Raw genomic sequence first — 13,263 nt, forward strand, 5'->3', positions numbered from 1 at the left:
GCCGGGGGCACCGTCACGCGTTCACGCCGTCCGTCAGGCGACGGACCAGGCGATGCCGTCGAGGATGTCGTGCTCCGAGACCACGACCTCCGAGGCGCCGACCCGCTCCATGACCGCCAGCAGGACCAGGGCGCCCGCGCCGATCACGTCGACCCGTCCCGGGTGCATCACGGGGATCGCCGCACGCTCGGCGTGCGTCAGCGTCAGCATCCGCTCGCTGATCTCGCGGACCTCCTCGTAGGAGATCCGGGAGTGGTGGATGGCCGCCGACTCGTACCGGGTCAGGCCCAGCGCGATCGCGGCGACCGTGGTCACCGAACCGGCCAGCCCGACCAGGGTGCGGGCCTCGCCCAGCGGGACACTCCCGGCGGCCAGGTCCAGCGCCGCCTCGATGTCGGCCCGCATGGCGGCCACCTGCTCGCCGGTCGGCGGGTCGGTGACGACCCCGTCCACCAGCAGGTGACGCTCGGTCATCCGGACGCAGCCCACGTCGACGGAACGGGCCGCCCGGACGTGCTCGGCGCCGACCACGAACTCCGTGGAGCCGCCTCCGATGTCCACCACCAGGAAGGGCTTCTCCAGGTGGTCGGTACCGGTCAGTTCCTTGGTGGCGCCGGTGAAGGAGAACTCCGCCTCCTGGTCGCCGGAGATCACCTCGGGCTCGACGCCCAGGATGTCCAGCACGCCCCGGACGAACTCGTCCCGGTTCTCGGCGTCCCGGGAGGCCGAGGTCGCGACGAAGCGCACCCGCTCGGCGCCCAGCTCCTTGATGACCGCGGCGTACTCGCGGCAGGCCGCGAAGGTGCGCTGCAGCGCCTCGGGGGCCAGCCGGCCCGTCTTGTCCACGCCCTGGCCGAGGCGCACGACGGTCATCCGCCGGTCCAGCTCGACCAGCTCACCGGTCAGCGGGTCGCAGTCCGCGACGAGGAGCCGGATGGAGTTCGTACCGCAGTCGATGCCCGCGACCCGGGTCACGCGCCCGACTCCGTCCGCGCGTCCGACTTCTCGTCCTTCTTCTCTTCCTTCTTCTCTTCCTTCTTCTCTTCCTTCTTCTCCCCGCACGGGGTGACGCAGGCACCCTTGGCCCACCACTCGGGCAGCATCGCCAGGGCCTCGTCACCGAACGGGTTCACGCCCGGGCCCGCGGCCAGCGAGTGGCCGACCAGCACGTGCAGGCACTTGACCCGGTCCGGCATGCCGCCGGCGCTCGGGAAGCCCTGGAGCACCTCGATCGCGTCGCGCCGGGTGATGTAGTCCTCGTGCGCGGCCCGGTAGGCGTCGGCCAGCTCCGGGTCCACGGCGAGCCGGGCCTGCATCTCCTTCATCACGCCGTTGGCCTCCAGCGTGCCGATCGCACCGGCGGCGCGCGGGCAGGTCAGGTAGTACAGCGTCGGGAAGGGCGTGCCGTCCGGGAGCCGCGGGGCGGTCTCCACCACGTCCGGCTGCCCGCAGGGGCAGCGGTGCGCGATGGCGCGCAGCCCGCGCGGCGGGCGGCCGAGCTGCTGCTCGAACGCCTCGATGTCGGCGGCGGTCGGCTCGGTCCGGTCGGTCTGGGGCGGGGGCGTCTGCATGCCTGGAGGAAGTCTTTTCGTTCTCGTGGATGGGTACGTGAGGAGTCGGGGTCGGGTACGTCTCAGTCGCCCGGGCGGTCGGCCTTGTCGACGCCGTCCCAGACGTTGGAGTACCAGGGCCGGTCGGCACCGGACTGTCCGCCGCGGCGGTGGTCGGGACCCTGGGCCCCGGGGTCGGTCATGATGTAGCTGATCTCCCCCGGCCGGACGAAGTGCAGGTGCTTGCGCGCCTGCTGCTCCGCGTACGCGTTGTCCTGCCAGCGGGCCTTCTCGTCGCGCAGCCGTTCCAGCCGGTCCCGCGCGGTGGCGGCGGTCTCCTGCTGGTTCGCGATCTCCGAGCGCTGGGACACGTACTGGCGCATCGGATACGCGAGGGCGACGACCAGGGTACAGAGGACGAGGACGAGCAGGGCGGCCCGGCCGGTGAGCCTGCTGCGGCGGACCTGGCGGCGGGACTGTGAGCGGTACACGTGCGCCGCGGTCCGCTCGCCGAGCTGCTTGAGCCTCGTCGCGGTCGAGAACGTGGCGAACCGGTCCCGGTTCCCGGCCATTGATCCGCCTCCCCTATATACGCACTACGCAATACGTCCCCGCACACGGTACGGGACCGAGTGCGGGGACGTAGGGAGGCTTGCGCCCCTAAAGGACCGTTCAGCCCTTGAAGCGGGGGAACGCGCTGCGGCCCGCGTACACCGCGGCGTCGTCGAGGATCTCCTCGATGCGCAGCAGCTGGTTGTACTTGGCGACGCGGTCCGAGCGGGCCGGGGCTCCGGTCTTGATCTGGCCGCAGTTCACGGCGACCGCGAGGTCGGCGATGGTGACGTCCTCGGTCTCACCGGAGCGGTGCGACATCATGCACTTGAAGCCGTTGCGCTGGGCCATCTCGACGGCGTCCAGGGTCTCGGTGAGCGAGCCGATCTGGTTCACCTTGACGAGCAGGGCGTTGGCCGAGCCCTCTTCGATGCCGCGGGCGAGACGCTCCGGGTTGGTGACGAAGAGGTCGTCGCCGACGATCTGGACCTTGGCGCCCAGCTTGTCGGTGAGGGTCTTCCAGCCCGACCAGTCGTCCTCGTACAGCGGGTCCTCGATGGAGACGAGCGGGTACGCGGAGACGAGCTCCTCGTAGTACTCGGTCATCTCGGCGGCCGAGCGGGACTGGCCCTCGAACTCGTACTTGCCGTCCTTGTAGAACTCGGACGCGGCGACGTCGAGCGCGAGCGCGATGTCCTTGCCCGGGACGTAGCCGGCCTGCTTGACGGCCTCGACGATGAGGTCGAGCGCGGCGCGGTTCGACTCCAGGTTCGGCGCGAAGCCGCCCTCGTCGCCCAGACCCGTGGAGAGGCCCTTGGTGTGCAGGACCTTCTTGAGGGTGTGGTAGACCTCGGCACCCCAGCGAAGGGCCTCGGAGAAGGACTCCGCGCCGATCGGGGCGATCATGAACTCCTGAATGTCCACGTTGGAGTCGGCGTGCGACCCACCGTTCAGGATGTTCATCATCGGAACGGGCAGCAGGTGCGCGTTCGGACCGCCGAGGTAGCGGAAGAGCGGGAGGTCGGAGGCCTCGGACGCGGCGTGCGCGACGGCGAGGGAGACGCCGAGGATGGCGTTGGCGCCGAGGGAGCCCTTGTTCTCGGTGGCGTCCAGGTCGATCATCGCCTGGTCGATCAGGCGCTGCTCGGTGGCGTCGTAGCCGACGAGCTCCGGGCCGAGCTGCTCGATGACGGCGAGGACGGCCTTCTCGACACCCTTGCCCATGTAACGGTTGGGGTCACCGTCACGGAGCTCTACGGCTTCGAACGCTCCGGTGGAGGCGCCGGACGGAACTGCAGCACGGCCGGTGCTGCCATCGTCGAGGCCCACCTCGACCTCGACCGTGGGGTTGCCTCGGGAGTCCAGGATTTCCCGGGCTACGACGACGTCGATGGACGGCACGAGCATCTCCTTCTGGGATGTGACGCTGAGTGTGCGGTGGCATGTCAGGCCGTGGGATGGCCTTGCCGCTTAGAGCCTAACCGCCTCCGGGCACTCGGCCAGCCGACCGCCCGGGTCCTGGGACGAAAAAGGGTCTGAATGCCCCTCTTACAGGACATAGGGCTCTTGATCATCGACGTTGGCGGAGGCTCCGTCAGTACGGACGTACGGACAGGCGGACACGCAGCACCGCCCGGCGCGCAGGGGGTTGCGCGCCGGGCGGTGGAATTACTGCGTGTCGCGGAGACCGCTACGACCGCTGCCGCGGGTCTCCGGAAGTGCGCGGTGTCAGCTGACCTTCAGCTTCTGACCCGGGAAGATCAGGTCGGCGTCCGACACGATGTCCTTGTTGAGCTCGAAGAGCTTCTCCCAGCCGCCGGAGACGTTGGTCGCCTCGGCGATGGCGCCCAGCGTGTCGCCCGACTTGACCTCGTAGGAGCCGTTACCGGTCTTCGGGGCCTCGGTCTTGGGCGCGGCCTCGGTCTTCGGGGCCGCCGCCGGACGCTCGGAGCGGGTGGTCGGGGCCTCGGAGCGCTTGGTCTCCTTCTTCGGCTCGGCCTTCTTCTCCTGCTTCTTCGGCTCGGCCTTCGGCTTGGAGGGGGTCTGCGCCGCGCCGCCGCCGTTGTAGGAGGAGTTGGACAGGCCGACACCGCAGGACGGCCAGGCGCCCTTGCCCTGACCCTTGAGGACCTTCTCGGCGATCGCTATCTGCTGCGACTTGGAGGCCTGGTTGGCCTGCGCGGCATACGACTTGCCGCCGTACGCGGCCCACGTGGAGGACGAGAACTGCAGGCCGCCGTAGTAGCCGTTGCCCGTGTTGATGGCCCAGTTGCCGCCCGACTCGCAGGAGGCGACGCGGTCCCACTCGGACGCGGTCGCCGCGGAAGCGGTACCCACGGCCATCAGCGGAGCCGCCACGGCGACACCGGCGACACCGGCGAGCGTGACGATGCGGACGGCCTTGGAGCCGCGACGGTGCTTGCCCTTGCCGGAAAGCAGCATGGAATTCTCCTCACCGACGCCTACGAGGTGAGCTGTCGGGTTCGGGCGAGTGAGTGCCCGGCCGAGCGACTGGCTCGGCTTAACCCCTAGCCGGTTCCGTGACCGTCTCTCAACGGCCGGTTCCGGCGCCTACCTTGGTTCCCCCGCTCCTGCCTTCGGCGCTTTACGCGACGAGTGTTCCCTCCGTCCGCCGGCAGGATTCGGCGATGCGGTCGAAGGAGCCCGCGGTGGCGAGCGATTCAGAAGGTAGACAGGTCTCCCCCCGATGTTCAACGAGCGCCATCGGGGGAAAACGTGCCTACTTGCGCTCCCCGGAGGGACGTTTGCGCAGGTGAGGGCGGGGTTTGCGGAACCCGCCGGACCGGACACGCCAGTTGAACTGAAGAGACACATGTCTCACTTACAGAAAACGGACAATCAGCTGCTTCTGGACGCCTGAAGTGCCGCTATTAGTGCGTTAGATCCAGGTTCTGACCGGGCTTGATCAGGTCCGCGTCCTCGCCGATGACCTGCTCGTTGGCCTCGTAGAGCGCGTTCCATCCGCCCTTCACTCCGTTGGCGTCCGCGATGGCGGCCAGGCTGTCGCCCGCCTTCACGGTGTACTGCGGGTCCGACGCGGCATCAGACGGCGCCGTCTCCTCAACGGCGGCCGGGCCGCGGTGCTTACCGCCGCCCTCGGTCGCACCGGCCGCCGGGGCGGCCGGGCCAGTGGTGGCGCCGGGCGTCGCCGGAGCGACCGGGGCGGTGGACCGACCGGGCTCCGTCGGGGTGCTCGGAACAGTCGGGTTCGCCGGATTGGTCGGATTCGCCGGATCTGACGGAGCGACCGGAACCGACGGATCCACGGGGGTTGCGGGGGCCACGGGCACGGCCGGGTCCGTGGACGGCGCCGTGGGAACCGTGGGGTCCGCCGGGCTCGTGGGAGCCGTCGGGTCACCCGGGAGCCCCGGAGGAGCCGTCGGGAGGTCCGGCGGGGGCATGACGGGCAGCCCGCTGGGCGGGCCGATCGGATAGTCGGGCAGCAGGGAGGACGGCGAGGGGGCGGGAGAGGGAGCCGTCGGGGCCCCGAAGTCCGTGGACGGCGTACCCGAACCGAGGTAGGGCACGGAGTCGTCCGGGCGGGACGGGGTGGGGGTGACGGACTCGGAGGCGCGGGGCAGGCCCGGGTTCACCTCGGCGGCGGGCGCCTGCTGCGTCAGCCCCGCCGACGCTCCGCACAACGGCCATGCCTGGGGCCCTTGGGAGGCCAGGACCCGCTCGGCCACGGCGATCTGCTGGGAGCGGCTGGCGAGGTCGGCGCGCTCGGCGAAGTCGAGCCCGCCGGCGCCCTTCCACTGCTCCTGGCTGAACTGCAGCCCACCGTAGGAGCCGCTGCCGAAGTTGGCGCTCCAGGTGCCGCCGCTCTCGCACTCGGCGACCTTGTCCCATGTGGAGGTCTCCGCGGCGCTCGCGCCAGTGGCGGCGAGCAGCGGCAGGGCCAGCGCGGAGCCGGCGACTCCGGCGGTGACGACAAGTGCGGGCACTTGTCGGGGGCGTCTGTGGCGGCCGTTCCCGGAACGCATGAGGCTGCACCTTTCGCATAACGGCGGGGTAACGGCAGAACCTAGCGGCCTTCGAACGCCTGTCACAAGTTCGGACCGGAACTCGCTTCCGCTTAGGCCCGTTTCAGGCGTTTTGGGGTGTGAAACGAACCGGGAGCGTGCGCAGCCCCCGCATGATGAGCCCGCCACGCCAGCGCAGCTCCTCGGGCGCCACGGCCAGTTGCAGATCGGGCAGCCGCGTCAGCAGGGTCGCGAGCGCGGTCTGCCCCTCGAGGCGGGCCAGCGGGGCACCCAGGCAGTAGTGGATGCCGTGCCCGTATCCGAGGTGCTGGTTGTCGGTCCGGGAGAGGTCCAGGGTGTCCGGGTCGGCGAACCGCTCGGGGTCGCGGTCGGCGGCGGCGAGGACGACGAGGACCGGATCGCCGACCGCGATCTCCTGGCCGCCCAGGGCGACGGGCTCGGTGGCGAACCGCCAGGTGGCGAGCTCCACGGGGCCGTCGTAGCGGAGCAGCTCCTCCACACCTGTGGCCAGCAGTCCGCTCTCGCCGGCCGCGAGGGAGAGCTGGAGGCGCTCGCGCTGGTCCGGGTTCATGAAGAGGGAGTGGACTCCGTTGCCGATCAGATTGACCGTGGTCTCGAACCCGGCGAACAGCAGGATGAAGGCCATCGCGGTGGCCTCGGCCTCCGTCAGGTGGTCCCCGTGGTCGCTGGCCCGGATCAGATCGGAGATCAGGTCGTCGCCGAGGTCGTCGCGCTTGCGGTGGATGAGCTCGCCGAGGTAGGTCCGCATCTGCTTGACCGACCGGGCGACTCCGCCCCGGGGGCCGCCTCCGTGCCGGATCATCATGCCGGCCCAGTCGCGGAAGTCGTCCTGGTCCTCCCGCGGTACGCCGAGCATCTCGCAGATGGCGTAGATGGGGAGAGGGAAGGCGAACTCGTGGATGAGATCCGCCTCCCCCTTCTCGCAGAACTGGTCGATGAGGTGGTCGGTCAACTCCTGCACCCTCGGGGTGAACTCGGCGACCCGGCGCGGGGTGAACGCCTTCGACACGAGCCGGCGCAGCCGGGTGTGGTCCGGTGGGTCGATGTTGAGCAGGTGCGTCATCAGCTCCGCCTTGCGCTCCCCGGGGATCCCGGTCCGGCCCTTGGCGTGCGCCGATCCCGCGTGGTGGGCGGGATTCTTGCTGAGTCGCTGGTCGGCGAGGGCCTGGCGGGCGTCGGCGTACCGGGTGACCAGCCAGGCCTCGACCCCGCTGGGGAGCTTGGTGCGGTGCACGGGCGCGTGTTCGCGCAGCCAGGCGTACGCCGGGTACGGGTCGGTCGCGAACTCCCAGTCGAACAGGGTCGGACCGGATCCGTCGGCCGGGCGGCCGGCGGCGGGCCCGTCCACGGAGTGGGCGGCGGCGGGCTCTTCTGGGGCTGCGGGGGTCTGCTCAGGCACCTGGAGACCGTATCCCGCCCGGAAGGCGGCGCCCCGAATACGGCGTTTGTCGCGGCTGTCCGTAGATCCACCATGGCTTGACCTCACGTTCCCCGGCATTCCTACTTTCGGTTTTGTGGATGTGAGGATCTTGAAAAGCAGCTTCGCGGTGGTGGAGAGACGGGCCGAGCACGCGGTCAAGTTCTTCTACTCCCACCTCTTCTGGCACAACCCCGGAGTCCGTGAGCTCTTCCCGGCCTCCTTCGAAGACATGGAGCGGCAGCGGGACCGGCTCTTCGCCGCGCTCACCCATGTGATCGCCCACCTGGAGAACGACACGCTCGTCCCCTATCTGCGCGACCTCGGCCGCGACCACCGCAAGTTCCTGGCGGGCCCCGAGCACTACGCGGCCGTCGGCACCAGCCTCATCGCGGCGCTCGCCGAGGCTTCCGGGTCCGCCTGGCACCCACAGGCGGAAAAAGCCTGGTCAGAGGCGTATCAGTTCATCGCCGACACGATGATGGCCGGGGCCGCCGCCAGCGAGGACCCGCCCTGGTGGGACGCGGAAGTCGTACGCCACCTGCTGTACGGGCAGGACATCGCCGTCCTCACCCTCCGCCCGCACGCCCTCTTCCCCCATCTCCCCGGCCAGTACGCGAGCGTGAGCAGCGACCGGGTCCCGACGACCTGGCGCACGTACTCCCTCGGGAACGCGCCCCGCCCCGACGGGACGGTTGACCTCCACGTCAGCCGGATAGAGGGCGGCCGGCTCAGCACCGCCCTGGTCCGCGATGCGCGGCCCGGGGACGTGCTCAGGCTCGGGGCGGCCGGCGGGCAGATGACGTTCCTCCGCGAGGACCGCCCGGTCAGCTTCATAGCCGCCGGCACCGGATGGGCGCCGATCCGCGCCATGCTGGAGGAGCTGGCGGACCACCCTCCCGATCAGGACGTACGCCTCTTCGTGGTCGCTCGGGACGCCGCCCACCTCTACGACCGCCCGCTCATAGACGAGTGCGCGGCCGCTTTCGACTGGCTGAGCGTCACCTACATCACCCCCGCCCCCGGGCAGCACCGCAACGAGGCCACCGGCCGGCTGGCCACCGCGCTCAGCAACCGCGGGCTCTGGCCCGACCAGGACGTCTACCTCAGCGGTCCGCCGCAGTTCATCGAGGAGACCGCGTACCTCCTGGAGGGACTCGGCGCGCGGCCCGACCGGATCTTCTACGACTCCGTACCCGTCAGTGGCAACGGCCAGAGCCAGGGGAACCGGCCGATGGGCTTCGGCGAGTGGTTCCTGAACCGCCCCGACCCGCACTGGCACAACCCGTCGGGCCGCGCGCCCCGGGAGTACTGAGCGGCGGACCCTTCCGGCGCGACCGAGGGCTACTCGCCGACGCCCTCGGCGGCGCGGATCGCGTCCCGGTAGACCCGGGCCGCCGCGCGCAGCGCGGTCTCGGGGTCGGTGCCCGCCGCCTCGGCGCGCGCCGCCAGTTCCAGCAGTTCGTAGCCGATGCCCTCGCCGTGCGGGGGTTCCACGGCCACGCCGCCCGCCCGGACCCGGCCGGCGAGTTTGGCCGCGAGCGCGAGAGCGGGCTGGCCGAGGGGGATCCCGTCGGTCACGGACTCACGCTGCTTCTCCACCTGCTTGGTGCGCTGCCAGTGGGCGTTCACGTCTTCCGGGGTCTCCGCCGTGGCGTCGCCGAAGACGTGCGGATGCCGGTGGATCAGCTTCTCGACGAGGGCCCCGGCCACGTCGTCGATGGAGAACGGCTCGTCCTCCTCACCGGGGCCGCCCTCCTCCGCGATGCGGGCGTGGAAGACCACCTGGAGCAGGACGTCCCCGAGCTCCTCGCGCAGTTCCTCGCGGTCCCCGTCCTCGATGGCCTCGACCAGCTCGTACGCCTCTTCGATGGCGTACTTCACCAGCCCCTCGTGCGTCTGCTTCGAGGTCCAGGGGCATTCGCGCCGGACCCGGTCCATCACCTGGACGAGGTCGAGCAGGCGCGCGCCCGGCAGATCGTAAGAGCCGGGCAGCAGCTCCAGGTCCGGTACGGCCACCCGGCCCGATCCGGCGAAGCGGGACAGGCCGTCGGTGAGCCGCCGGTCGCCCTCGCCGCTCAGGAGTACGACGACGGTGCGCCCGCCGGCGCACTCCTCGATCAGTGCCTGCGCGTCCGGGGACTCCAGCGCGACGTCGACGCCCGCCTCGCGCAGGTACGGGAGCTGGGCGTGGCCCGGATCGGCGCACAGCACCCGGTCCGCGGCGTGCAGGGTCCGCCAGGCCGGCCAGGACAGCACGCCGGGGGCGACCCGGTGGCTGGTGGTCAGCAGCACGATGCGGCCGGTGGGCTCGGAGGGTACGTCGTCAGTCACCCTCCGAACCTACCTCCGGGCGGCCGGTTCAGGCCCCGGCGGGGGGCTGCTCGGGCCGGGTGACCTGGGTGATCCAGGGGGTCTCGGACTCGCCGAGGGTGACGCGCTGGGGATCCCAGGCGCCGTAGCGCGGGTTGACCTGGATGCCCAGCCTCGTCGCCGCCTTCGAGGCGGGCTCGGCGAGCTTGCCCTCGCCGTACTTGGCGTTGAGCTTGCTGAACAGCACCTGGTCGCGGACCCAGCGGTCGATCTGGTCGGGGGCGATGGCGGCCTTCTGCAGGATCGCCTCCTCGAAGGCCTCGGCCCCCCGGTTGTTCTGGTCGTAGGACTTGCGCTCCTCCTCCAGCTCCTTGGGGGTGACCGTGATGCCCGCGTCCTGCGCCATCCGGTCGAGGATGCGGCTCTGGAGCATCGTGCTGAGCTTGACCCGGTCCAGCTGGGGAACGGCCGCGATCAGCTCGGCGGAGTGTTCGGAACGGTTCTGCGCGGAGCGGACGTCGTTCACCTGGGCCTGGAGCGCGGAGGTGGTGATCCGTTCGCCGCCGATCACGGCCGCGGTGCCGGGGCGGGCTTCGCCCGAGCACGCGGACAGCAGAGGGGCCGCCAGGAGCAGGGCGGCGGAGACGGAGAGCGCTGTGCGACGGTGCAAAGGAGCCTCCAGGGCCGGGAGATTGTGCTTCGGTGCACAAGGGCCGTGCGGTGATCGATGTTATGCAGTGGAGGTGGCCGGAGCCACCTGTTCGACCAACGATTCCGGGGGTGTTGGAGTTCGCGTTCACCCGGTGGCCACCCTTCGGTCCACCGGCAGTGCCAAGGTCGGGCCACCATGCCGACTCCGCACCCCTCCCCGCGCCGCCCGGGCCTGCTCGGCTCGGCGCTCGCCGCCCTGATCACGACGGTGGCCGTGTGCGCCGGGGACGCGGTCGCGCGCGTCTTCCCGTACGGGCCCCGTCACCGCAGCGTCAACGACCTCGGCAATCAGTTCGTGCCCTTCCACGCGCACCTGTGGGACCTGCTGCACGGGCGCGCCGCGGGCGGGCTGCTGCTGAACTGGCAGTCCGGGTACGGGAGCAGCTTCCTGCCCGATTTCGGGACGTACCTGACCAGCCCGTTCGCGATGCTGGTGGGGGTCTTCCCGCGGCAGGACGTGGACCTCGCGGTGTACGTGGTCACCGTGCTCAAGACGGCGGCCGCGGCGGCGGCGATGGCCTGGCTGCTGCGCACCCAACGGCGCGGCCCGGTCCCTGCGGCGGGGCTGCTCGGGGCCTCGTACGCGCTGTGCGGGTGGTCGGTGATCGAGGCCTCGTACAACCCGATGTGGCTGGACGGGCTGATCGCCTTCCCGCTCCTGTGTCTGACGGGTGAATGGGCGTTGCGCGCGCGCCGCCCGGTGGCGGGGGCGGTGGTGGTGGCGCTCTGCTGGACGGCGAACTTCTACACCGCTTACATGGCGACGCTGGGCGCGGTCCTGGTCCTGCTGGTGCGGGTGCTGCTCACCCGGGAGGGCGTGGGTCCGCGCGTACGGGTCCTGGCGCGGGCGGCACTGGCCACCGTGCTGGGCATCGCCCTGTCGGCGCCGGTCCTGGTCCCCCTCTTCCTCAGCTCGAAGCAGGCCTACCCGGGGTGGTTCAAGCCGTTCCGGCCGGTGGGGACCCAGGACCTGCTGGCCCGGCTGCTGCCCGCCACCTATTCCTTCTCCACCCCCGCCCTCTTCATCGGCACCGGGACCCTGCTGCTGGTGGCGGCCCTGCCCTTCCACCAAGCCGTGGCGGGGCGGGCGCGGCTCGCCTGGGCGGGGCTGGTCCTCCTGGTGCTGCTGTCCTTCCAGTGGATGCCGACGCACCTGGCCTGGCACCTCTTCGCGACGCCGAACGGAAGCCCGTACCGGCAGACCTTCGTGCTGGCCGGGATCGTCGTGATCGCCGCCTGGGCGGGACTGACGGCCGGCGTGCCGGGGCCGCGGGCGCTGGCGGGCGGCGCGGGCGTGCTGGTGGCCGTGGCGCTCGCGGCGAGCGGGAGCGGGCTGGCGACGGTGTGGGGCCTCGCCCTGTTCGGCGGCGGCCTGGCCCTGGCGGCCGCGGGCTGGTGGGCGCTGCGCCACCGACGCCTCGCGCTCCCGGCGGCGGGCGTGCTGGCGTTGGTGCTGCTGGCCCAGGCCGCGGCGACGACCGCGTTCGGGGAGAAGGGCAAACTGGCCGGCCTGGACGACTACCCGGTGTGGGGCCGGGCCCACACGGCGCGTGCGCGGGCGCTGGCGGGCGCCGAGGGCTGGCCCGCGTACCGCACGGACGCGGGGCGCCCGGCGCTGACCGGCAACGACCCGATGCTGCTGGGCGGAGAGGGCGGCGCGTACTACAGCAGCCACACCCCGGACCTGTTCACCCGGACCATGGTGGCCCTCGGGGCGGGCTGGACCTCGCGCGGGCGCAACGTGCAGAGCCTGGACAACCCGGTCACGGACGCCGCCTTCGCCGTCGGTGCCCGGCTGCGGCCGGACGGCACGGTCGTCCGCGCCGAGGTCCCGCCGCTGGTCACCACGCGTCCGCCGGGCCCGGAGCCCGTCTTCGGCGACTCGCCCTTCGCCAACCAGGAACTCCTGCTGGGTGCCCGGGTCTACGAGGATCCGCTGGCACCCGGCGTCTGCCGGGCGGGCACGGAGGCCTTCCTGTGGGCCCCGCAGTACAACGCGACGGCCCGCCTGGCGGACGGACCGACCTTCCGGCTGAACGCGAACCCGCCGCGCAACAGGGCTGCCCTGCAGCCCATGGGCGTCTCGCACGGCCCGCCCTCGGCCCTGGTCTTCGAGCAGGACGCCCCGGCGCAGTGGCAGTTGTCCTGCCTGGACCGTCCCCGGCTGACCGCGGCGGTCGCGCGGCTGCGCGCCACGGCCGCGGTGTCCGTGCGGGCCGGCTCCTCGGGCGTACGCGCCGTGCTTCCGGCGGGCAGTACGGGCACGGCGGTGCTCTCCGCCCCCGCCATCGCGGGATGGAGCTGCAACGGCCGCCCGGCCACCAGCCGCCTGGGCCTGGTCGCGATCCCGCTGGACGGACGCACCACCACCGTGACCTGCACCTTCCGCCCGCCGGGCCTCGCCCCGGGCCTCGCGGCCGCGGGGTCGGCCCTGCTGGTGCTCCTGGCCCTGCGGGTCCTGCCGCGGAGGGGCCCTCGGCGCGCCGCGGGTGCTGCGGGTGCTGCCGGTACCGCTACTTGACGGGGCCCAGGCAGAGGACGAACTTCTCCGAGTCCCACTGCTACGACCACCCGCAGGAACTTCGCACCCTTGCCGCTCTTCTTCGCGGGCGCGGCGGGCACGACGGGCGCGCCGAACGCGCCGGGCTCCGCGAACTCGGGGTGCGGCGGAGGCGGGTGGCCCCCGCACCGGCGT

General features: G+C 71.7%; 11 protein-coding genes and 1 riboswitch. Of the genes, 2 read left to right on the forward strand and 9 right to left on the reverse strand.

The window, feature by feature from the left end:
* Positions 1-33 precede the first annotated feature (33 nt).
* From OG389_RS15365 to OG389_RS15395, 7 genes are all read right to left on the reverse strand, one after another.
* Complete coding sequence (locus tag OG389_RS15365) at positions 34-975, reverse strand: Ppx/GppA phosphatase family protein (RefSeq protein WP_328299046.1); 942 nt, start codon at positions 973-975, stop codon at positions 34-36.
* The gene (locus OG389_RS15370) at positions 972-1,571 is read right to left on the reverse strand and encodes a DUF501 domain-containing protein (protein ID WP_328299047.1); all 600 of its coding nucleotides are present in this window, start codon (positions 1,569-1,571) and stop codon (positions 972-974) included. Before OG389_RS15370 ends, OG389_RS15365 begins: the two co-directional genes overlap by 4 nt.
* A 62-nt stretch (positions 1,572-1,633) precedes the next feature.
* Complete coding sequence (locus OG389_RS15375; protein WP_328299048.1) at positions 1,634-2,122, reverse strand: FtsB family cell division protein; 489 nt, start codon at positions 2,120-2,122, stop codon at positions 1,634-1,636.
* Between the two features lie 100 nt (positions 2,123-2,222).
* Positions 2,223-3,509 carry a phosphopyruvate hydratase gene (gene eno, locus OG389_RS15380; RefSeq protein WP_328299049.1) on the reverse strand — a complete coding sequence of 429 codons (1,287 nt, stop codon included), beginning with the start codon at positions 3,507-3,509 and terminating at the stop codon, positions 2,223-2,225.
* Between the two features lie 321 nt (positions 3,510-3,830).
* Positions 3,831-4,544: a transglycosylase family protein gene (locus OG389_RS15385; RefSeq protein WP_328299050.1), complete on the reverse strand. Its 714-nt coding sequence runs from the start codon at positions 4,542-4,544 to the stop codon at positions 3,831-3,833.
* 2 nt (positions 4,545-4,546) lie between these two features.
* Positions 4,547-4,715, reverse strand: a riboswitch (cyclic di-AMP (ydaO/yuaA leader).
* Between the two features lie 278 nt (positions 4,716-4,993).
* Positions 4,994-6,067, reverse strand: a complete 1,074-nt coding sequence (locus OG389_RS15390) for a transglycosylase family protein (protein ID WP_328299051.1) — start codon at positions 6,065-6,067, stop codon at positions 4,994-4,996.
* Positions 6,068-6,209: 142 nt separating this feature from the next.
* The gene (locus OG389_RS15395) at positions 6,210-7,475 is read right to left on the reverse strand and encodes a cytochrome P450 family protein (RefSeq protein WP_328303808.1); all 1,266 of its coding nucleotides are present in this window, start codon (positions 7,473-7,475) and stop codon (positions 6,210-6,212) included.
* A 199-nt stretch (positions 7,476-7,674) separates the two neighbouring features.
* On the opposite strand from OG389_RS15395, the gene OG389_RS15400 reads away from it, so the two are divergent.
* Positions 7,675-8,859 carry a globin domain-containing protein gene (locus OG389_RS15400; protein ID WP_328299052.1) on the forward strand — a complete coding sequence of 395 codons (1,185 nt, stop codon included), beginning with the start codon at positions 7,675-7,677 and terminating at the stop codon, positions 8,857-8,859.
* Positions 8,860-8,888: 29 nt separating this feature from the next.
* On the opposite strand, the gene OG389_RS15405 is transcribed toward OG389_RS15400, so the two are convergent.
* Both OG389_RS15405 and OG389_RS15410 read right to left on the reverse strand, forming a co-directional pair.
* Positions 8,889-9,878: a nucleoside triphosphate pyrophosphohydrolase gene (locus OG389_RS15405; RefSeq protein ID WP_328299053.1), complete on the reverse strand. Its 990-nt coding sequence runs from the start codon at positions 9,876-9,878 to the stop codon at positions 8,889-8,891.
* A 28-nt stretch (positions 9,879-9,906) separates the two neighbouring features.
* The gene (locus tag OG389_RS15410; RefSeq protein WP_328299054.1) at positions 9,907-10,527 is read right to left on the reverse strand and encodes a SurA N-terminal domain-containing protein; all 621 of its coding nucleotides are present in this window, start codon (positions 10,525-10,527) and stop codon (positions 9,907-9,909) included.
* 177 nt (positions 10,528-10,704) lie between these two features.
* Here OG389_RS15410 and OG389_RS15415 point away from each other — a divergent pair, with 177 nt between their 5' ends.
* Entirely contained in the window at positions 10,705-13,089 is a 2,385-nt protein-coding gene (locus OG389_RS15415) for a YfhO family protein (RefSeq protein ID WP_328299055.1), read from the forward strand.
* The last annotated feature ends 174 nt before the right edge of the window (positions 13,090-13,263 follow it).

Origin of the sequence: Streptomyces sp. NBC_00435 (assembly GCF_036014235.1) — a bacterium.
Lineage (GTDB): Bacteria > Actinomycetota > Actinomycetes > Streptomycetales > Streptomycetaceae > Streptomyces.